This is a genomic window from Lactococcus formosensis, assembly GCF_018403745.1.
GTDB classification, from domain to species: Bacteria; Bacillota; Bacilli; order Lactobacillales; family Streptococcaceae; genus Lactococcus; species Lactococcus formosensis.
This window is the reverse complement of record NZ_BOVP01000001.1, coordinates 109,648-131,505: the sequence shown is the minus strand read 5'-3', so window position 1 is coordinate 131,505 and position 21,858 is coordinate 109,648. Positions and strand designations below refer to the sequence as shown.

The 21,858-nt window shown below is 38.7% G+C and carries 21 protein-coding genes; 20 read left to right on the top strand and 1 reads right to left on the bottom strand.

From position 1 onward, the window contains the following. Window positions 1–3: 3 nt before the first annotated feature. From KJS37_RS00650 to accC, 20 genes are all read left to right on the top strand, one after another. Complete coding sequence (locus tag KJS37_RS00650; RefSeq protein WP_213495435.1) at window positions 4–2,268, top strand: glycoside hydrolase family 65 protein; 2,265 nt, start codon at window positions 4–6, stop codon at window positions 2,266–2,268. Then, window positions 2,261–2,926, top strand: a complete 666-nt coding sequence (pgmB, locus tag KJS37_RS00645) for a beta-phosphoglucomutase (RefSeq protein WP_213495434.1) — start codon at window positions 2,261–2,263, stop codon at window positions 2,924–2,926. The genes KJS37_RS00650 and pgmB overlap by 8 nt, the downstream gene beginning before the upstream one ends. A 26-nt stretch (window positions 2,927–2,952) precedes the next feature. Further along, window positions 2,953–3,933: a LacI family DNA-binding transcriptional regulator gene (locus KJS37_RS00640; protein WP_017368939.1), complete on the top strand. Its 981-nt coding sequence runs from the start codon at window positions 2,953–2,955 to the stop codon at window positions 3,931–3,933. Window positions 3,934–4,101: 168 nt separating this feature from the next. Beyond that, a complete protein-coding gene (locus KJS37_RS00635) occupies window positions 4,102–4,770 on the top strand; it encodes a response regulator transcription factor (RefSeq protein ID WP_213438991.1) in 669 nt (222 codons plus the stop codon). Window positions 4,771–4,775: 5 nt separating this feature from the next. Beyond that, window positions 4,776–6,185, top strand: coding sequence for a sensor histidine kinase (locus KJS37_RS00630; RefSeq protein WP_017368940.1), 1,410 nt, complete (start codon window positions 4,776–4,778; stop codon window positions 6,183–6,185). A gap of 63 nt (window positions 6,186–6,248) precedes the next feature. Continuing rightward, window positions 6,249–7,991, top strand: coding sequence for a 1-deoxy-D-xylulose-5-phosphate synthase (locus KJS37_RS00625; RefSeq protein WP_213495433.1), 1,743 nt, complete (start codon window positions 6,249–6,251; stop codon window positions 7,989–7,991). Between the two features lie 9 nt (window positions 7,992–8,000). Then, entirely contained in the window at window positions 8,001–8,267 is a 267-nt protein-coding gene (gene yidD / locus KJS37_RS00620) for a membrane protein insertion efficiency factor YidD (protein WP_017368942.1), read from the top strand. A 290-nt stretch (window positions 8,268–8,557) separates the two neighbouring features. Further along, window positions 8,558–9,340: an ABC transporter ATP-binding protein gene (locus tag KJS37_RS00615; protein WP_165711362.1), complete on the top strand. Its 783-nt coding sequence runs from the start codon at window positions 8,558–8,560 to the stop codon at window positions 9,338–9,340. After that, window positions 9,330–10,280 (top strand): FecCD family ABC transporter permease, encoded by a 951-nt coding sequence (locus KJS37_RS00610; RefSeq protein ID WP_213495432.1) that lies wholly within the window; start codon window positions 9,330–9,332, stop codon window positions 10,278–10,280. Before KJS37_RS00615 ends, KJS37_RS00610 begins: the two co-directional genes overlap by 11 nt. Beyond that, window positions 10,277–11,215 (top strand): FecCD family ABC transporter permease, encoded by a 939-nt coding sequence (locus tag KJS37_RS00605; protein WP_165711360.1) that lies wholly within the window; start codon window positions 10,277–10,279, stop codon window positions 11,213–11,215. Before KJS37_RS00610 ends, KJS37_RS00605 begins: the two co-directional genes overlap by 4 nt. A gap of 11 nt (window positions 11,216–11,226) precedes the next feature. Then, window positions 11,227–12,168 carry an iron-hydroxamate ABC transporter substrate-binding protein gene (locus KJS37_RS00600; protein WP_213495431.1) on the top strand — a complete coding sequence of 314 codons (942 nt, stop codon included), beginning with the start codon at window positions 11,227–11,229 and terminating at the stop codon, window positions 12,166–12,168. 440 nt (window positions 12,169–12,608) lie between these two features. Beyond that, the gene (locus KJS37_RS00595; protein WP_004258807.1) at window positions 12,609–13,049 is read left to right on the top strand and encodes a MarR family winged helix-turn-helix transcriptional regulator; all 441 of its coding nucleotides are present in this window, start codon (window positions 12,609–12,611) and stop codon (window positions 13,047–13,049) included. Then, window positions 13,049–14,026 carry a beta-ketoacyl-ACP synthase III gene (locus tag KJS37_RS00590; protein ID WP_213495429.1) on the top strand — a complete coding sequence of 326 codons (978 nt, stop codon included), beginning with the start codon at window positions 13,049–13,051 and terminating at the stop codon, window positions 14,024–14,026. The genes KJS37_RS00595 and KJS37_RS00590 overlap by 1 nt, the downstream gene beginning before the upstream one ends. 87 nt (window positions 14,027–14,113) lie before the next feature. Next, window positions 14,114–14,335, top strand: coding sequence for an acyl carrier protein (locus tag KJS37_RS00585; RefSeq protein ID WP_003135454.1), 222 nt, complete (start codon window positions 14,114–14,116; stop codon window positions 14,333–14,335). 98 nt (window positions 14,336–14,433) lie between these two features. Further along, the gene (gene fabD, locus KJS37_RS00580; protein ID WP_213495427.1) at window positions 14,434–15,357 is read left to right on the top strand and encodes an ACP S-malonyltransferase; all 924 of its coding nucleotides are present in this window, start codon (window positions 14,434–14,436) and stop codon (window positions 15,355–15,357) included. 77 nt (window positions 15,358–15,434) lie between these two features. Next, a complete protein-coding gene (gene fabG, locus KJS37_RS00575) occupies window positions 15,435–16,166 on the top strand; it encodes a 3-oxoacyl-[acyl-carrier-protein] reductase (RefSeq protein WP_165711357.1) in 732 nt (243 codons plus the stop codon). A gap of 63 nt (window positions 16,167–16,229) precedes the next feature. Beyond that, window positions 16,230–17,447, top strand: coding sequence for a beta-ketoacyl-ACP synthase II (fabF, locus tag KJS37_RS00570; protein WP_004258785.1), 1,218 nt, complete (start codon window positions 16,230–16,232; stop codon window positions 17,445–17,447). Window positions 17,448–17,539: 92 nt separating this feature from the next. Further along, a complete protein-coding gene (gene accB, locus KJS37_RS00565) occupies window positions 17,540–18,013 on the top strand; it encodes an acetyl-CoA carboxylase biotin carboxyl carrier protein (RefSeq protein ID WP_017368949.1) in 474 nt (157 codons plus the stop codon). Window positions 18,014–18,026: 13 nt separating this feature from the next. Continuing rightward, a complete protein-coding gene (gene fabZ, locus KJS37_RS00560) occupies window positions 18,027–18,461 on the top strand; it encodes a 3-hydroxyacyl-ACP dehydratase FabZ (protein ID WP_004258779.1) in 435 nt (144 codons plus the stop codon). 211 nt (window positions 18,462–18,672) lie between these two features. Beyond that, window positions 18,673–20,037, top strand: a complete 1,365-nt coding sequence (accC, locus tag KJS37_RS00555) for an acetyl-CoA carboxylase biotin carboxylase subunit (protein WP_213495425.1) — start codon at window positions 18,673–18,675, stop codon at window positions 20,035–20,037. 795 nt (window positions 20,038–20,832) lie between these two features. On the opposite strand, the gene KJS37_RS00550 is transcribed toward accC, so the two are convergent. Next, entirely contained in the window at window positions 20,833–21,768 is a 936-nt protein-coding gene (locus KJS37_RS00550; protein ID WP_213495423.1) for a glycosyltransferase family 2 protein, read from the bottom strand. Between the last annotated feature and the right edge of the window lie 90 nt (window positions 21,769–21,858).

Sequence of the window (21,858 nt, the reverse complement as noted above, 5' to 3'; positions counted from 1 at the left end):
AAGATGAAAAAAATCAGCAGAATCATGGAAATTGATCCTTGGCATATTCAATCAAATAAATTAGAAAAGAAAGAACGTCGTCTACAGGAATCTTTAACCTCAATCGGAAACGGATATATGGGGATGCGCGGTAATTTTTCAGAGAAGTACTCAGGTGATCATCATCAGGGAACATATATTGCAGGCGTGTGGTTTCCAGATAAAACACGTGTAGGCTGGTGGAAAAATGGTTATCCAGAATATTTTGGTAAAGCAATCAATGCCTTGAACTTCTCAGGGGTATCGATTTTTATTGATGACGAAGAAGTTGATCTTTACACCGATAGCATTAATAATTTCAATCTTTCCTTGGATATGCAAAAAGCAGTTCTCTCTTATTCTTATGAAAAAGCTGGCGTGGCTGTTACTGTTGAGCGTTTTATGTCGATCGTGCATCCAGAATTAGCTGTCTTCTCTTTCAAATTCTCTAGTGTGGATGGTCAATCGCACAAAGTACGTACTGCTTCGTTTATTGATGCTGACGTGCACAATGAAGATTCAAATTACGAAGAAAAATTCTGGACCGTTTTAGACAAAGGTGGCGATAAAGAAGGGGCATATATTGCCAATCAAACGATTGCTAATCCTTTTGGTGTAGAACAATTTACTGTATTAGCAGGACAAAACTTCAGAGGAGACTTTCAAGCCCAAGGACAAGAAATCCAAGAAGAAAAAGTGATTAACTACCACGAAGCAACTGTAGAACAGGACCCATTACATTTTGAAAAACGTGTACTTGTTCTGACGAGCCGTGATTATAGTGATTTAGCTGCTATGCATGAAGCTTTAACCGGACTAAAGGAAGTAATTCAGACAAAATCTTATGCACAACTTTTACAAGAGCATGCAGAAGAATGGGCAAAGCGTTGGGAACTTGCGGATGTTGAAATTAACGGCTCTGTCCAAGCACAACAGGGAATTCGTTTTAATCTCTTCCAACTTTTTGCGACATACTATGGTGAAGACGAACGCCTTAATATTGGTCCTAAAGGTTTTACAGGGGAAAAATATGGGGGAGCAACTTATTGGGATACGGAAGCCTATGCGGTTCCGCTTTACCTCTCTTTATCGGACCAGCAAGTAACGCAAAACTTATTACGCTATCGTCATAAACAGTTGCCACAAGCACAACATAATGCAAGACAACAAGGTTTGGATGGAGCCCTTTATCCAATGGTGACTTTCACAGGTGTTGAGTGTCATAATGAGTGGGAAATTACTTTTGAGGAAATTCACCGTAATGGCGCTATAGCTTATGCTATTTACAATTACAGCAATTATACTGGCGATGAAACCTATTTGGCTCAAGAAGGTCTTGAAGTTCTTGTGGAAATTGCTCGTTTCTGGGCAGACCGTGTTCACTATTCGGAGCGACAAAAAGCTTACATGATTCATGGGGTTACAGGACCGAACGAATATGAAAATAATATCAATAATAACTGGTATACCAACACATTGGCAACTTGGGTTTTAAATTATACAATGGAGAGCTTGACAAAATACCCTCGACCAGATCTACAAGTTTCAACAGAAGAGCTGGCCAAATGGAACGATATCACTGCTCATATGTACTATCCAACAGACGAAGAGTTGGGGATTTTTGTACAGCATGATGGTTTTTTGGATAAAGATTTAACACCAGTAGCAGACTTAGACTCTAAGCACTTGCCCTTGAATCAAAACTGGTCATGGGATCGTATTTTGCGCTCGCCATATATTAAACAGGCAGATGTTTTGCAAGGGATTTATTTCTTTGGCAACCACTATAGCTTGGAAGAAAAGCGTCGTAACTTTAACTTTTATGAGCCATTAACTGTTCATGAAAGTTCACTTTCTCCATCTATTCACGCGATTTTAGCTGCTGAACTTGGGATGGAAGATAAAGCGGTTGAAATGTATGAACGGACTGCGCGTTTGGATTTGGACAACTACAATAACGATACAGAGGATGGATTACATATCACCTCAATGACCGGCTCATGGTTGGCTATTGTGCAGGGATTTGCTCAAATGAAAACGTGGGATGGTCAGTTAAGTTTCGCGCCTTTCATTCCTAAAGCTTGGACTGGTTACAGTTTCCGTATTAACTATCGTAATCGTTTGATAAAAGTCAGTGTGGGGGACAAACTTCAAATAGAACTGCTCAAAGGTGCAGCGATTGACTTAGAAGTTTATGGTAAATCCATCCAATTGAAAGACAAGTATGAAGCAGAGGTGAAACATGTTTAAAGCCGTATTATTTGACCTTGACGGTGTAATAACTGATACCGCGGAGTATCATTTTCAAGCTTGGAAAGCCTTGGCTGAAGAGTTGGGAATAGATGGAGTCGATCGAACTTTTAATGAACAATTAAAAGGTGTGTCTCGTGAGGATTCTTTGAGAAAGATATTGGAGCTTGGTGGAAAGCTTGAAGCATATGATGATGAAACTTTTGCCCAGCTTGCTCAACGAAAAAATGACAACTATGTCCAAATGATTCAGAAGGTAGGACCAGATGATATTTATCCCGGGATACTAGATTTGTTGAAAGATTTGCGTGCGAAAAACATCAAGATTGCCTTGGCTTCTGCTTCAAAAAATGGTCCGTTTCTTATTGAGGCGATGGGATTGAGTTCGTATTTTGATGCCATTGCTGATCCAGCAAAAGTTGCAGCTTCAAAACCAGCGCCAGATATCTTTTTGGCTGCTGCCGCTGGTGTTGGCGTTCCTATTACTTCGTGTATAGGAATTGAAGATGCACAGGCTGGTATTACAGCGATAAAAGCAGCAGGTGCATTACCTATAGGTGTGGGTGCTGCTGAAGATTTAGGAACGGATATTGCTTTAGTTTCAAATACAAACAGTCTCTCTCTTGAATTATTAACAAAAGTTTGGGAAAATAAGTAGAAGACAGTAGATTCAGGAGATAATATATGGCCGTTACTATAAAAGATGTAGCAAAAAAAGCGGGTGTGAATGCTTCAACAGTTAGCCGTGTTCTCAAAGACAGTTCGGAAATCAGCGAGAAGACGAAAGTTAAGGTAAGAAAAGCAATGCAAGAACTTGGCTACACGCGCAATGTGGCGGCTCAGATTCTGGCTTCAGGCAAATCCAATACAATTGGGGTTGTCTTTCCTCCTGTTGAAGATAAATCAAACCAACCTTTCTATATGAAAGTCTTGACATCAATTAATGAAACCGCACGTAAATACGATGTTTCAATTGCTGTTGTGACTGGATACCAAGAGAGTGAGCTTAAGCAGCAGGTTGAGCTGATGTATTCCGAGAAACGTGTGGATGGTTTTATTGTCCTTTATGCTGGTAAAGCAGATAGTGTTCGCAATTATCTTTTCGATAACAAGATCCCCTTCGTCCTCTTAGGCACACCAACAGAAAAGCAAAATGAAATTACCCATGTGGATAATGACAATGTCTTGATGGGGCATGAAGCAACAAGATATTTGATGACTTTAGGACATTCGGAGATTTCTTTTGTAACCGATACGAAAGATGGTGAAGTCTTTGAAGAGCGCTATCAAGGTTACCAAGATGAGATGCTGAAAAAACAAAGTAAGCCAAACTTGCTTGTTTTTGAAGAAAATATGACTTTGAAAGATGAGACGGGACTTGTTGTTATGGATGAAGTCTTAGCTTTGAAAGTGATTTCTCGATTGTCAGAACAAGGTATAAAAGTGCCAGAAGATGTCAGTGTGATTACGTACAATAACTCAGCATTTTCAACGCTTGTTCACCCCTATCTGACAACCTTTGATATAAATATCGTACGTCTTGGAGCAGCAACCGTGGAGAAATTTCTTGGGCTGACACAAAATAAGGAAGCCTTTCATGATAAAACAATTATTCCTTTTGAGCTTATCTTAAGAGAAACGACAGCACCTAAAGAAAAACAGTGAAAAAATTTTTCACTGTTTTTCTATTTGGGAGTTTCCTCAAAAAACAATTGCCTCTCTCTTCCTTTTAGCTTTAAATAAGAAAAAAAGGTCATAATAGTGTAAAATAAAGGGAAGGATGGGTAAATTTCTCGTTTAAATTTTCCCGTTAGTGTAAGAAAGATGGATGCGATGATTAAAATATTATTAGTTGAAGATGACCTCTCTTTGTCAAAATCAGTTTACGATTTCTTGAAATCTTTTGCTGAGGTAAAACAAGTTTTTGATGGAGAAGAAGGACTTTATGAAGCAGAAATGGGGATTTATGATTTAATCCTCCTAGATTTAATGTTGCCTGAAAAAAACGGCTTCGAGGTACTCAAAGAATTACGTGACCAAAATATCGACACACCAGTCTTAATCATGACTGCTAAGGAATCTTTAGACGATAAAATGCACGGTTTCGATGTTGGAGCCGATGATTATTTGACGAAGCCTTTCTATCTTGATGAGTTGAAAGCGCGTATTCAAGCACTCTTAAAACGTACAGGAAAGCTTGAAGATGCTAATGGACTTTCTTACGGCAATGTACGTTTAAACTTGACAAACAAGTCAGCCTTTGTGAACGATACACCTGTGGAATTAATCGGTAAAGAATTTGATCTTGTAGTTTATTTGATGCAAAACCAAAATGTCATCTTGCCTAAAGAACAAATCTTTGACCGCATTTGGGGCTTTGACAGTGACACAACAGTAACCGTAGTTGAAGTTTATATGAGTAAAATCCGTAAAAAACTTAAAGATACAGACTTTGCCCAAAATCTAGCTACATTACGTAATGTCGGCTATATTTTACGGTAAACTTTATGAAAAAGATAATTGAAAAAATAAAATCGATGCCAATTGTGAAAAATGATGGGAAAAACTTCCTTCATTTTTTTCTAGATTTCACAATCATCTTCTTTGCACTTACAGTGATTATTTTACAAGTCCTTACAAGTGGAGTCTATAAATCAACGGACCAAAATCTACGAGATTTGGCAGCTAATCCAGATATTTTGAGGGCTTTAGCACTTGATCAGGCAGGAGTCAATCAGGGGACTTTTGAAATTAATCAAGGAAATTATAGCCCAACAAATAGTATCGTGATGTACGATGAAAAGGGCAATGTCTTAGGTCCGACAGGCAGTGTTGAGGCAACGAAGCCGGGAAGCAGTAGCCAACAACAAATCATACGTGTTGACCTCGTACGCTACCAACTTGAGCAGACAGCTAAGTTAGATAAGGATGCGCTCGGACAAATCAAGTCCATCTCAATTAGAAATCCTTATGGACCCGACTGGCATTATCGTTATGTTACTTTGGCAATGCCCCAATCAAATCTGGATACAACCTATGGTGCAAGTAATATTGCTTATATTCAAGTCTTTAGTAACGTGGACCAGCTCCAAGATAGCTTGAGCCGGAGCAATTTTATTATTATTACAACAATGGTCATGTTTTGGTTCATTTCCGTGATTATTAGTCTGTATCTTGCTAACTGGACACTACGCCCCGTTATGGTTGCCTATGAAAAACAGAAAGCTTTTGTGGAAAATGCGAGCCACGAGCTACGAACTCCACTTGCTATTTTACAAAACCGTTTAGAATTACTTTTCCAAAATCCTAATGCTACAATAATTGAAGAATCTGAAAATATCTCAGAAAGTCTTTCAGAAGTGCGTAATATGCGGCTTTTGACGACAAATCTATTGAACATGGCACGACAGGATAATAATATTAAAACCAATCCTGAGCCAACAGATAAGGAATTCTTTGAAGCTATCTTTAGCAATTATCAGCTCTTGGCAGAAAGCTCAGAAAAGGCCTTGAAAACTTCTTTGAAATTTGAAGGATCTTTAAGCTTAGATCGAAGCTTAGTAAAACAACTTTTAACGATTTTGTTTGATAATGCTATGAAATATACAGGCGAAGATGGTGAAATTCAAGTTGATGTCCAAAAAAATGGAGCAACGCTTCTGCTTAGTGTATCTGACAATGGAGAGGGCATTACAGCAGCAGATAAGAAAAAAATATTTGACCGATTTTACCGTGTGGATAAGGCGAGAACAAGACAAAAAGGGGGCTTAGGTCTTGGATTATCTCTTGCACAGCAAATAGCTGAGGCACATAATGGTCGAATTACAGTTGAAGATAATCAACCACGCGGTACAAAATTTACCGTCCGTTTAAGGACCAGTCCATCTCCAAAATCAGCAAAAGTGACCAAAAAGTAATAGAATAGGTTGTAAACCTATGCACTATAAATAAAAGTAAAGAACGAGTAGAAAGAGGCGAAGATGACTATTTTAGATAAAGTAAATGCGCCAGCAGATTTAAAAAAGCTAAGCGCTGCTGAATTGACAGAACTTGCTCAAGATGTTCGAGGAGCTGTGCTGAATAAAGTCAGCCAGATTGGGGGACATACAGGACCAAATCTGGGTGTTGTGGAATTAACAATTGCTTTGCATAAAGTCTTTCAGTCGCCTGTGGATAAATTTATTTGGGATGTAAGTCACCAAACTTATCCACACAAAATTCTAACAGGACGTAAACACGGTTTTCAAGATGGGCATTTTCATGATATCACGGGTTATACAAGTCAACATGAATCAGAACATGATTTCTTCACTGTTGGACACACCTCAACTTCTGTTGCAAATGCGATGGGGTTGGCTAAAGCACGTGATTTAACAGGACAAGAAGGGAATATCATTGCTATTTTAGGTGATGGCTCACTTTCCGGAGGTTTAGCTTTGGAGGCCATCAGCAATGCCGGTGCGTATAATAAAAACTTCATCCTCATTCTCAATGATAACCAAATGTCTATTGCGGAAAATCACGGTGGAATTTATAAGGGATTAGCTGAATTACGTGCAACAGAAGGTCAATCACCAAATAATCTGTTTAAAGCTTTTGGATTAGATTACAAGTATCTAGCAGATGGTAATAATCTTGAAGCACTCATTTCTCTTTTTGAAGAAGTAAAAGATATTAAGCATCCGATTGTTTTACATATCAATACTGAAAAAGGACATGGTTATAAACCTGCTGTTGACATGAAGGAAGCCTTCCACTGGCGCTCTCCTTTCAACTTAGCAGACGGATCTTTGAAAAATGTAAATTCGACTAAAAATTATACCCGCATTATTCTTGATTATATGGAAGAAAAAGTTTCTGAGGGAATGCCTTTAGTAGCAGTCAATGGTGGGATTCCGATGGTGAATAACCTTAAGGAATTTGCTGAAAAGTATCCTGAAAATTATGTTGATGCTGGGATTGCGGAACAATATGTGACTACTTTTGGTGGAGCTGTTGCTGCAGGCGGTGCGCGTGCAATGATTTTTCATAACTCAACCTTTATGCAACGTGCTTACGATCAATTTTTACACGACTTAGCCATTAATAAAGAACCGGCAGTAGTTATTGTAAAATCAGCTTCCATCTCTGGTTCAGATAAAACCCATCAAGGAAGCTTTGCAATTGGTATGCTCTCTAATATTCCTGATTTAGTCTACTTGGCACCTACGAGCGAGGAAGAACTTGTAGCGATGTTGGATTGGGCACTGACACAAAAAGATAATCCAGTAGTGCTACAAATCCCTGAGCATGGTGTAGAAAATCGGTCAACCGTTTTGACTGATTTCAGCAAGCCACAGTATGAAATTGCGCATAAAGGTGAAGAAGTTGCCATTCTGGCCTTGGGCGGTCTTTTTAGTCACGGTCAAAAAGTAGCAGAAGAACTGGAGAAATTACAGATCAATGCTACACTAGTTAATCCAATGTTTGTTGCAGAACTTGATAAGAAAACCTTGAAAGAATTGACTGGGGACCATAAAGTCTTTGTGACCATCGAGGATGGTATTCTTGATGGCGGTTTTGGTCAAAAAGTTGCTGGTTATCTTGGGCAATTTGGTGTGAAAATATTGAATTATGGTGCAGATAAAGAGTTTAATGACTCTGTTGCTGTGGATGAGCTTTATGATCGCTATCATTTGACGCCAGAATTGATGATTGCAGATATTCTAGAAGCTCTCAAATAAAAGGAAAAAATGAAAAAAGTTTTAGTTAAAACTGTGCATGGTTATCAGAGGTTTATCTCTCCTCTTTTACCGCCAGCTTGTCGCTACTATCCAACGTGTTCAAATTATATGATTCAGGCTATTGAAAAGCACGGAGCTACAAAAGGAATTGCAATGGGAACCTCCCGGCTTCTAAGGTGTCATCCATTCTGTAAACCAGGTTATGATTTGGTACCTGATAAATTTTCACTCAGGAGAAATCACGAGATTCCACAAGAAAATAAGAAAGAATCATAAAAAGTTTGTTATAATCATAGGTGTAGATAAATTTACAAGGCGGGATTCAGCTAATCCACACTTAAAGTAAGTAAACAGGACAACCTTCAAGTCATTGGGCTTGGGGGTTTTACTCTTGTAATCTCACATGATAAGTAAAACAATAAAATGTCAAGATAGAGAAAATATCTGGCTTAAAATAATTTAGAAAGTACTTGTTAACTTTTATAAAGTATGCTTTAATTAAATATGTAAAAAGTATTTGACATTATTGGCATCTTCGAGTGACTAGAGCTAAAAAGGAAGAACTCATGTATTTTGGGGCAAAAAATTTAAATGTATATTACGGTAAAAAGCAGGTTCTAAGAGATGTATCTTTGGAAATTGAGCAAGGCAAAACGACAGCAATTATCGGAATAAATGGCTCAGGGAAGTCGACATTACTCAAAGCCCTGGGACGTTTAATCAAGTATGAAGGGGAAGTTATTTATAAAGATGAATGCCTTTCTAATCGTAAAAATCTAGAAATAGCTAAAATATTGACCTTGCTTCCACAAGCTATGCAAGCCCCGAGTGATATAACTGTGTATGAACTGGTCAGTCTTGGCCGCTTTCCACATCAAAAGCTTACCCAGCAGAGCTTATCTGAAGCAGACAAGCTCTTTGTGGAACAAGTCATGAAGGAAACCGAAATCTGGGATTTGCGTAACCAACAAGTTGCCCAGCTTTCTGGCGGACAACGTCAGCGTGCCTTTATCACGATGATTTTGGCGCAAGATAGTGAAATTATTCTTTTGGATGAGCCGACTACGTATCTTGATCTTTTGCACCAACTTGATATTTTAAAACTGTTAAAAACTTTTGCTAAAAAGATGAAAAAAACCGTTGTTTATGTCATTCATGACTTGAACCATGCGGCTCGTTTTGCGGATAATTTAGTGATTGTAAAAGAGGGTGAAATCTTTGCCTCAGGTCCAGTGGAAGAATTATTTACAGAGGAAATAATTCATGAAAGCTTCGGCCTCCATGTTCGTTTAGGGCGGGACCTTTTCTGTCAAACTCTAATGATTACAGGAGTTAAAAATGAAGATTAGGAAATTTTCTTATCAGGTTACAATTGCTCTGTTGTTGATTGTCTTTCTGTCTTTCCTTTATCTGATGCTCGGTGATCAAAACTATAGTTTGAGCCAGATTTGGCACGAGAGTGTCGTCTTGCATTTACGTTTACCGCGTTTATTGGCTCTAGTATTTGTTGGTATTCTCCTCTCCAGTAGTGGGCTTCTGGTCCAAAGTATGACAGGGAATCCCATTGCCGAGATATCGACATTGGGGATATCTGGAGGTGCGAGTTTTTCACTTGCTCTTCTCTTAGTTTTTAATCTTTCCACAGGAGGATGGTTAGGCAGCGTTGTAGCAAGTTTAGGAGCTTTTGTTGCTCTCGTTACGGTAGCTGTTCTCACTGTGAAAAGTAAATTTCAACCGATAAAGGTTGTGCTGGTAGGTACCTCTGTAGGTCTTTTTGCGACAAGTCTTGCAAGTATTTTGACATTTTATAGTAAAAATATGCAGTCCTATTTTTTATGGATTGTAGGGTCGTTTTCCGGAATTACTCCACTAAAACTAGAAATTTTAATGGTTGTGAGTGTTCTGTTTGTATCGATGGTTCTCCTGTTTGCAAATCAGATTAAAGTTTTAGCCTTTGGTGAAGAAATGGCCACTAGTCTAGGAATTTCCGTAAACCGTCTAAGGTTATTTATTATGGTCATGGTGGCTTTGGCAAGTGGTGTAACAGTTTCGAGTGTTGGTGTGATTAGTTTTGTTGGACTCATGGCGCCACATTTGGCAAGACGAATTGTCGGTGGGCATTTTTTAAAAAGATTTTTTATGAGCAATTTATTGGGCGTGCTGCTCTTACTTGTGGCAGATTTGTTGGCCCGTAATTTGTTCAAGCCTTATGAATTTCCGGCAGGTAGTTTAACCCTTTTATTCGGTGCAATTTTCTTCATTTATATGATGAGTCAGGAGGGAAAATGAAAAAGAAATTTTTATTTTTAGTCTTACTCCTGATTGCATTTATTATTATTGATTTGACACACTTTTCTACAGATTGGAATCTGTTATCCATACTGATTCCCCAGTTTAGAATGCCGCGGACATTGGTTGTGCTCATTGCGGGGACGGCTTTGGCTATGGCTGGATTTATCATCCAGACCGTAGTAGATAACCCCTTAGCAGATGCGGGTACACTTGGAATTACAAGTGGAGCAAGTGCAGGTGCGGTGCTATTCCTTTTCATTAGTCAATGGTTAAAACTTTCGGGCACTTGGATCTTTATGTATCCTTTATTTGCTCTATTGGGTGCAGTCTTTTCCTTTGCCTTACTCTATCATCTTGCTCTAAGGAAAAATGTAAGCAATATCCAAGTCCTTCTGATTGGCTTAGGGCTTACCGCTCTTTTTCAAGCCTTAATCACCTTAGCGCAACTTTCTATCAACCGTTTTGATTTTCAACAAGTGGCAGTTTGGTTATCAGGAGATATTTGGCAAACAGATAAAGCGTTTATAGGTTTGACTTTTGTCCTGTTAATTATTGGCTTATTAATTTTTAGTTTGATTCGCAAAGAACTAGACTTACTAAGTTTGGGTCAAGAAATGGCAACAAGCCTTGGCTTAAATGTGAAAAAGAGTAAAATGCAATTTTATATATTGGCACTACTTTTTGCATCAATTGGCGTTTTATTAGTTGGCGGTCTTGCCTTTATTGGCTTGATTGCACCACATATAGCTCGCGAGCTGGTCGGATTTGAAAGTAAAAAGCGGGCTTGGGCGTCAGCTTTGATTTCAATGATTATTTTACTTTTAGCAGATAGCTTATCGCAAATGATTATCGCACCGTCAAGTTTACCGCTTGGCTTTGTTGTTGCTCTCATAGGTGCGCCTTACTATATATACTTAATACAAAAAATTTGAAAGAGGATCTCATGAAACACCTTAAATTATATTCTATAGCTTTAGCAGCAGTTGGACTTTTGGGTCTTTCTGCATGTTCAAACTCAGATGTATCACAATCCCAAAAAGAGGAAAAAGTAACCTTCACTGCCTTGAATGGTGATGTAGAAGTTCCTGCGCATCCGGAACGTATTGCAGTACAGAATTATCCGGATGATGTTGCAACCTTAGGTGGAAATGTAATTGGGACGGATTCTTGGGCTTTTCCTAATCCTTATTTGTCAGATAAACAAAAGGAAAATATGGTTGATCTTGGTTCGCCAAGCTTTAATATTGAAAAACTTATTGGTCAAAAGCCTGATTTGATTGTGACAGTGGATAAAACACAAGTTTCTGATTATGAAAAAGTAGCACCTACTGTACTTGTTAACTATCAAGATTTGAATGATATGGTTAAATCTTTGGATTTCTTTGCCAAATTGTTGAACCGTGAAGATGAAAAGAAAGAGTTTCTCAAAACTTTTGACAAAAAAGCTGAAGAACAAAAAACAAACCTTAAAGCTCAAGGTATAGATACAGCGCAATCAAGTATTTCCCTGTTAGAGCTCCAAGGCGACAAGATTTATGCTTATGGTGATAACTTTGCACGTGGTGGACAAGCGCTTACGCGTGGTCTTGGATTCCAAGAATCACCAAAAATGTCTGAATTATCTAAAGGAACAGGGTATGCCGAAGTCAACGCTGAAAGCCTCAAAGATTTCGATGCTGACTATATTTTTATCGATTTTAAAAATGCAGATAAAGCACAATATGAAGCACTTCAAAAAAATCCAGTATGGAAAAATCTCAAGGCAGTTAAAGAAGGGCATGTCATCACAATGGACTATGACAAGGTTTATTTCTTTGGTGGGCCAACAGCTTCGATGGCACAACTGACTGATTATACAGAAGCTTTATTAAAACAAACAAAATAAAAAAACTGGGCACCTTAACTCTTGGAAGATTTTCCAAGAGTTTTTTAGACAAAAAAGAGGATAGTGTTATCTAAAGCTTCATTTTTGACCAAAAACTATAGGAAATCAAGAAAAACAGAAAATTTTAAACTTTTATTTTGCTATAATGAAATTAAGCTTATAGTAGATCTGTTAAAACCTCAAACCTTAAAAACTAAAAAAGGATTTTACGATCCTTTTTAAAAAGGAAATTTTTCATAAACAAGAGAGATGAAATACCATGATTTCATCTTTTTGCTGTCGACTACATTTTGAATTTTTTCTTTATAAAGCAGAACAAAGAGGTAATCCAAGCCATCAGAGGTATTTTTTAAATCTACTTAGCACTTGCAAATTATTTTTATTATGGTACAATTTTGTATTGTAAATGGTTTGTATCATCAAAATATCAGGAAGTACAAATGAAAACAGATTTTGACAAAATTAATGAATGGTTGATTCAACTTTTCCACGACTGCATGAACTTAGAAGAACAGTTCTTGAAGGATTCTGATTACCCAGATGTAACTGTGAAAGAACTTCAACAAATGACACTTATCCATACTTTGGGAACTTGCCGCGCTACAGACATTGCAAGGAATCAAAAATTAGCCCTTTCAACAATCACCATTACACTCAACCGCCTGGAAACTAAGGGATATATCAAGCGTGAACGCTCAGATCGTGACCGTCGTGTGGCTTATATCGTATTGACTGAAAAAGGTATGGCACTCTGTGCATCGCACAGCGAATTTTTCCGTAGCATTTCAGAAAAACTTATGTTAAGTGTTTACGGAACTACCGAAAACAAACTTGCAGGCGAGCTTGAAGAATTACATAAGTCATTGGAGAATATGAAATAATGCCTTTCGCTAAAATTACCCAAGTGGCACATTATGTGCCCGAAAATATTGTGTCAAATGATGATTTGGCAAAAATCATGGACACGAGTGACGAGTGGATTTATTCACGGACGGGTATTAAGCAGCGACACATTACAGTTGACGAAAATACCAGTGATCTGGCTGCAAAAGTTGGTGAGCAACTTTTAGCTCAAGCTGATTTGTCAGCGGACCAGATTGATTTTATTATCGTGGCAACGATCTCGCCAGACAGCAGTATGCCGAGTACGGCAGCTTTAGTGCAAGCAAAAATTGGCGCACATCGTGCCTTTGCTTATGATTTAACAGCTGCTTGTTCAGGCTTTGTCTTCGCCTTGGCAACGGCTGAGAAGCTGATTGCCGGTGGCTACAAACGTGGGATGGTTATTGGTGCAGAAGTTTTGTCTAAATCTCTGGATTGGTCGGATCGTTCTACCGCTGTTCTTTTTGGTGATGGTGCAGGAGGTGTCCTTTTGGAAGATACAGGGACACAGCCTTTAATTATTGCTGAAAACCTAAGAACAGACGGCTCTCGAGGCGATTCTCTCACCGCAAATTATTTAGCACTTAATCCTGAACTTAATGGTCAAGTTAACCATGTTACAGAGTTCATAAAAATGGACGGGCGTGCAGTCTTTGACTTTGCGACACATGACGTTCCCAAAAATATCCAAGAGACCTTGGAAAAAGCAAGTCTGAAACCTGAAGATATTGACTATTTTTTATTGCATCAAGCGAATTCTCGAATACTTGATAAAATGGCTAAAAAATTAGGGACTGATCGCAGTAAATTCCTGCAGAATATGCAAGAATATGGCAATACAAGTGCCGCTTCGATACCTATTCTCTTGTCAGAATCAATAAAAAATGGTAAACTTTCTTTGGACGAAAATTATAAAATTGTCCAGACAGGTTTCGGGGGCGGCCTCACATGGGGAACGCTCATTATCAATCTTTGATAAGTTTGATAACATCTAAATTTGGTTATATGAGTGATTTATCACGCTATAATATATATACTTTCTACACATTAAAGGAGAAATAACATGGCAGTATTTGAAAAAGTACAAGACATCATCGCTGACGAACTCGGCAAAGAAAAAGAAGAAGTAACACTCGAAACTTCATTTGAAGAACTCGATGCTGACTCACTTGACCTTTTCCAAATCATTAACGATATCGAAGATGAATTCGATGTTGAAGTAGATACAGAAGCGGACATGAAAACTGTTTCTGATCTCGTTAAATATGTTGAAGCTCAACAATAAGAGAATTAATGGGGTGAAAGCCCCGTTTTTCACTTATAATAAATTTTGAAAATTAGGAAAGCGTCACAAAAATCTAAATTTTGTGAAATCTTAAAAATATGAAAACAGCATTTCTTTTTTCTGGTCAAGGCGCTCAAAAATTGGGTATGGCTAAAGACCTTTATGATGAATTTGACATTGTCAGAGAAACTTTTAATCAGGCAAGTCAAGTCTTGGGTTATGATCTTCGTGGGTTAATCGATAATGATGAAGCAAAACTCAACGAGACACAATATACACAACCAGCTATTTTAACAACATCTGTAGCGATCCTTCGTTTGCTTTCAGAACAAGGCATTAAGCCAGATCTTGTGGCGGGACTTTCTTTAGGCGAGTACTCTGCATTGGTAGCCAGTGGTGCGCTAGGTTTTGCGGAAGCTGTTGCTTTAGTAGCAAAACGTGGTCAATATATGACAGAAGCTGCACCAACAGGATCAGGTAAAATGGTTGCTGTGATGAATACAGAAGCTGCTTTGATCGAAGAAATTTGTGAACAAGCATCAGAACGTGGGATTGTGAGCCCGGCGAACTATAACACCCCTGCACAGATTGTTATTGGGGGACAAGCTGAAGCCGTTGATTACGCGGTGGAACTTCTGAAAGAAGCTGGTGTGAAACGTCTGATTGAGCTTCAAGTTTCTGGCCCTTTCCATACAGCAATCTTAAAACCTGCGAGCGAAAAGTTAGCCAAAGAACTTGAACAAGTTAACTTCAATAGCTTTAAGTTGGAATTGATTTCAAATACGACAGCGAAAGTGATGAAGGATACAGAAATCAAAGAACTTCTCACACGTCAAGTGATGGAGCCGGTACGTTTCTACGAGTCTATTGAAACAATGAAAGAGATCGGTGTACAACGCTTTATTGAAGTTGGCCCTGGTAAAGTTCTTTCTGGTTTTATTAAAAAAATCGACAAAGAAGCCAGCTTTACAAATGTTGAAGATCTTGCTTCATTCAAGGCTTTACTGGCAGAAGAAGCTTAAACTTATACAATGAGTGATAGTTGTCGCTGTAGAACTTGGTTTGAGAGCAATCAAAATCATAAGAACAGGAAAAAATAATGGAAATAAAAAATAAAAATGTCTTTGTGACGGGCTCAACACGTGGTATTGGTAAAGCGATTGCCTTGCAGTTCGCTCAAGCTGGTGCAAACGTAGTTATCAATGGACGTTCAGCCATTTCTGATGAGCTTTTGTCAGAGTTCACTTCTTTTGGTGTTAAAGCTGTTGGCGTATCTGGTGATATTTCTCAGTCGGAAGATGCTAAACGCATGGTTGCTGAAGCGGTTGATGCTTTAGGATCGGTTGATGTTTTGGTTAATAATGCGGGTATAACTCGTGATGGTTTATCATTGAAAATGAGCGAAGAAGATTTCGAAGCTGTTTTGAAAATAAACCTTACAGGTGCTTTCAATATGACTCAAGCAGTCCTAAAACCGATGACACGTGCGAGAGAAGGTGCAATTATTAATATTACTTCTGTAGTGGGCTTAATTGGTAATGCTGGTCAAGCTAACTATGCTGCTTCAAAAGCTGGATTGATCGGTTTGACAAAATCTATTGCACGAGAAGTTGCTGGACGCAATGTACGTGTCAATGCTGTAGCCCCAGGCTTTATTGATTCAGATATGACTGAAGTTCTTTCAGATAAAGTCAAGGATACAATGAAGGGCCAAATCCCAATGAAACGTTTTGGTCAACCAGAAGAAGTTGCTACAGTCGTGAAATTCCTTGCAGAGCAAGAATATATGACAGGTCAAGTATTGTCTATTGATGGTGGTATGGCAATGTAGCCCATATTATACACCAGATAAGTCTAAAAAGAAGTTTGTAACAAACTCCAAAGGAGAAAAAATATGAATCGTGTAGTCATTACAGGTTACGGTGTAACCAGTGCTATCGGTAACACACCAGAAGAATTTTGGAATGGCCTTAAATCTGGTAAAACAGGTATCGGTCCAATTACGCGCTTTGATGCTGAAGCAACAGGAATCAGCGTAGCTGCTGAAGTTAAAGATTTCCCATTTGAAAAGCATTTTGAGAAAAAAGATGCACGTCGTATGGATACTTTTTCACTTTATGCTGTCTATGCTGCTCTTGAAGCTATGGAAATGTCTGGCATAACTCCAGAGAACACAAATTACGATCGCTTAGGTTGTATCATGGCCTCAGGTATTGGTGGCTTGGAGCAAACACAAAAGAACTCACAAGCACTACTTAAAGGTCCCCGTAAAGTAACACCACTTTATGTGCCATTGGCAATTGCCAACATGGCGACAGGTAATGTTGCCTTGCGTACTGGTGCTCGTGGTGTATCACGTGCTGAAGTTACAGCATGTGCAGCAGGGGCAAACTCTATTGGTTCAGCTTTCCGTGAGATTAAACATGGTTATGCGGATGCTATTATCGCTGGTGGTGCTGAAGCTGCGATTTGTGAGCTCGGTATTGCTGGGTTTGCGAACTTGACTGCATTGACAAAAGAGGCTGATCCTTCAATTGCTTGTCGTCCATTTGATAAAGACCGTTCAGGCTTTGTTATGGGTGAAGGTGCAGGTGTCTTGATTTTGGAAAGCTTGGAACATGCTCAAGCACGTGGTGCAAATATCTTAGCTGAAATTGTTGGTTATGGTAACACAAATGATGCTTATCATATGACAACTCCATCAGGTGTTGGAGCCGAAAATGCGATGAAACTTGCTTTAGAAGAAGCAGGAATTACTGGAGCAGATGTTGATTACATCAATGCACATGGTACCTCAACACATGCTAATGAAGAAACAGAAGCAAAAGCAATCCATAATGTTATTGGGGATAAAGCATTGGTTTCATCAACAAAAGCTTTACACGGACATGCTCTCGGAGCGACAGGAGCTATCGAAGCGGTAGCAACTGTACAAGCCATTTTAAATCAGTTTGCACCAGTGAATGCTGGAACAAAAGAATTGGATGAAGGAATGACAATCAATGTCGTTCTTGGTCAAGGTCAAGATGCTGAGATTAATTATGCGTTGTCACAAGACTTTGGTTTTGGTGGACACAATGCCGTATTGGCCTTTAAAAAATTCACGGATTAGTTTAAAAGAAAGATAAGCACTCTGCTTTCTTTCTCAGAGTCTAAGTGCACTTTAACTTAGGTTGTGGAAAAGAAAGCGAGCGGGATATAAAAATGAATATTAATGAAGTAAAAGATTTGATGACACAGTTTGACGGTTCGAGCTTGCGTGAATTTTCTTGGCGCACAGCAGAAGGAGAACTGTCTTTCTCAAAAAACGAAAATAAAATTCTTGCAGCGCCAACAGGAACAGCACTTCCAGAAACAAAAGTAAGTGCACCACTGCCTGTAAGCGAAAACTCTACAGAACTTGCGGTAGAAACAGAGGTTATGGAAGAAGTTGCTACAGCAGAAGGTGAAGCAGTAACAAGCCCTTTGGTTGGTGTAGCTTACTTGCAACCAGCACCAGGTAAACCTGAGTTCGTTAGTGTGGGAGATTCAGTTAAAAAAGGTCAAACCTTACTCATCATCGAAGCAATGAAAGTTATGAACGAAATTCCAGCGCCTCAAGATGGTATTATCACTGAAATCATGGTGAATGCTGAAGATGTAGTTGAATTCGGTCAAGAATTAGTACGCATTAAATAAAGGAGCGGTAAAAATGGCAGAAGTAAATATTGACGTCACAAAAATTATGGAGGCATTGCCTCACCGTTATCCTTTCCTTTTAGTGGATCGTGTTATTGATATCGCAGATGATGAAATTACAGCCATTAAGAATGTGACAATTAACGAGGAGTTTTTCCAAGGACATTTTCCACAGTATCCAGTGATGCCAGGTGTTCTGATTATGGAAGCATTGGCTCAGGCTGCAGGTGTTTTGGAACTTTCAAAACCTGAAAACAAAGGAAAACTTGTTTTTTATGCAGGAATGGATAATGTAAAGTATAAAAAGCAAGTTGTGCCTGGTGATCAGCTGATCTTGCATGCTAAATTTATCAAACGTCGTGGACCGATTGCTGTTGTTGAAGCTGAAGCTAAAGTTGACGGTAAATTAGCTGCGAAAGGTACTTTAACTTTTGCATTAGGAAAATAAGAAATTACAATTAATGCCACAGTTAGTCTGTGGCAACTTTTAAAAATAAGTGTACTTTGAAGTTTCAAAGTTTCAAGTTTACTGATTGTGGCCTTAGCCACCAAAATCCCAAATAATGCACCAACTTTAAATCTTGGTGACACTCTTTTTATTCCAGAGCCCTCTGCTCATACTAGAGGATAAAAGAGAAATTGGTAGGAGTTATCAATCTATGTTTAATAAAATTTTAATCGCCAATCGTGGTGAGATTGCTGTACGTATTATTCGTGCGGCACGTGAACTCGGTGTTGCTACTGTCGCCGTATATTCAGAAGCTGACCGTGATGCTTTACATGTAGCGTTGGCAGATGAAGCCATTTGTATCGGGCCAGCTCGCGCAACAGAGTCTTATCTGAATATGAATAATATCCTAGAAGCAGCTGTTGCTACCGGAGCTCAAGCCATTCATCCAGGGTTTGGTTTTTTGAGTGAAAACTCAAAGTTTGCACGTCTTTGTGAAGAAATGAATATCAAATTTATCGGTCCCTCAGCCCAGGTCATGGATATGATGGGAGATAAAATTAACGCACGTGCAGAAATGGTCAAAGCAGGTGTCCCTGTAACTCCGGGTTCTGAAGGTGAAGTGTATACGAGTGAAGAAGCTCTGACTTTAGCGAATAGAATCGGCTACCCTGTCATGCTGAAAGCATCAGCCGGTGGTGGTGGAAAAGGTATCCGTAAAGTCAGCAATGCTGAAGAACTCGTCCCCGCTTTCGAAGCAGCTACTGCTGAAGCCAAAGCAGCTTTTGGCAACGGTGCAATGTTTATCGAACGTATGATTTTCCCCGCACGTCATATTGAGGTCCAAATCTTAGCAGACCAACATGGTAATGTTATTCACTTAGGAGAACGTGATTGTTCTCTCCAACGTAATAACCAGAAAGTTCTTGAAGAAAGCCCATCTGTCGCGATTGGACATACTTTACGAGAACGTATCTGCCAAGCTGCTGTCAAAGCAGCAGCACATGTGAACTATGAAAACGCAGGAACAATTGAGTTTCTCTTGGACGAAGCTTCAGGCGATTTCTTCTTCATGGAAATGAATACACGTGTACAAGTCGAACATCCTGTAACCGAGTTTGTTTCAGGTGTGGACATCGTTAAGGAACAAATTCGAATTGCGGATGGTCAAGAACTGTCTGTGAAACAAGAAGATATTGAGTTCAAAGGACATGCTATTGAGTGCCGTATCAATGCAGAAAATCCAAAATTTAACTTTGCACCAAGCCCAGGTAAAATCACTAACCTGTTTCTACCAAGTGGCGGTGTAGGCTTACGTGTGGATTCGGCTATGTATACTGGCTACACAATCCCACCTTATTATGATTCAATGATTGCAAAGGTCATCGTTCATGGCGAAAATCGTTTTGAAGCCTTGATGAAAATGCAGCGTGCTTTGTTGGAATTCGATGTGGAAGGCTTAACAACCAATATTGACTTCCAACTGGAATTAATTTCAGATGATAATGTTATTGCCGGGGATTATGATACCAGTTTTTTAGCCAATACATTTTTACCGGAGTATTTGGAAAAATAAAAGTAAGAAGTAACTTGATGAGTAAATCATCAAGTTTTTCTATCCATGTAAGGTTATGTTGACTACATCATCCGATGTAGGGAAAACGTATCTTGCAGTTTTAAAGCTCTTGCTATTACTATGGTGCGATGTTATAATAAGAGTAAATAAAAAGGACTTGCGCTAACAAGTCCCAAGTAGCCGTATTAAGAACGGTAGCGAAATATTGGTTAAATAACGTCTTCTCACTAAAGTTGGACGTTATTTTTTATTGTCTTTATCGTAAACTTTGAGCACTAATAATGCAAATGCAATCATGAGTGTCAAGGTTTCATAAGTTGACAAGAAAAATTGTCGCCTTTCTGCATTGTGAGGTTATCGCCTACAATTTTTCATAAGCTTCACCTCCCAGTTGGGCTACCTTCCATAAACTTCTACTTTCATTATTATATCACACGAAAAACAACTAAAATATGCCATAAATGGCTTATAGTATGAACAAAATCTAGTAGAAATTTGAAAGTAAAAGCGCATCATTATTAGACGACGAGGTGAAATTAGTGTCTTATAATCCTACAGTACAGCAGGCGATAATTCTTCGTTCTTTTTCTCATATATTAGAACGTCCTACAAACAGCTACCGCTTAGTTAGTAAACCGTAGAGGGCTCGTGGGTCACCTCAATACGGACATCATTCTCAGAATAGCAGGAGTATCTTTGGCGGTATCCATCCCGCCCTCATCATTCAGCAGCAACTCTAAATCCATTTTTCATCGTGAAAATACAAAAAACAGAAAATTTCAACTTTCTGTTTTTTTATTTATCAATATTATCTTCTTTTACAAAGTAATTTGGACGTTGTTTGGTTTCGAGGAAGACCTTGGCAAGGTACTTGCCGATGATACCAAGAGATAAGAGCTGTAAACCACCCAACATAAGAATAAGAATAATTAGAGTAGGAAAACCTTGTACAATTTCACCCCAGATGATGGTTTTCAAAGCATAAAAAAGGCTCATACAAAGCGAAATAAGGAAGCTAATAAAACCGATAAAAGTAGCCAGGCTAAGTGGCGCATCTGAAAAATTAACGATGCCATCGATTGAGTAGTGCAATAAGCCCCAAAAGCTCCAAGAGGTTTTGCCAGCTACCCGCTCGACATTATTATATTCTAAATAAAAAACATCATAACCTACCCACGAGAAGAGACCTTTAGAAAAACGATTGTGCTCAGGTAGCTCGAGAATACTATCAACCACTTGACGTGTCATCAAGCGATAGTCACGTGCGCCATCCACCATTTGAGTACTAGAAATTCTGTTCATAATCTTATAAAATGCTCGAGCAAAAAGCGAACGAATAAAGGGTTCATCTTTCCGTGAAATTCTTCGAGTACCCACGATATCGTAACCTTCCTGAATTTTACGATACATCTCGTTGAGCATGCTTGGAGGATCTTGAAGATCGGCATCCATGACGGTCACAAAATCACCTGAAGCAGCTCGGAGACCAGCCAGAAGTGCTGCCTCTTTACCAAAATTTCTTGAAAAGCTAATGTATTTAACGTTGGGATAGTTTTGACTCAGCGCTTTAATGACCTCGAGAGTTCGATCAGAAGAACCATCATTAATGAAATAAAAGGTTTTATCAAGCGGTAAGTCCAAGGTTTGAGTATTAACTTCATCAAAAAAAAGTTCAATAGTTTCTTCCTCATTATAAGCCGGAACAATAATTGATAAGGTTTTATTTTTCATGAAAAGTTCCTTTCTTTCTTGATGAGAAATATATATGAATTTTATATTTTAATAGAACTAAACTCTTAATATTATAACATAGTTTGCTTT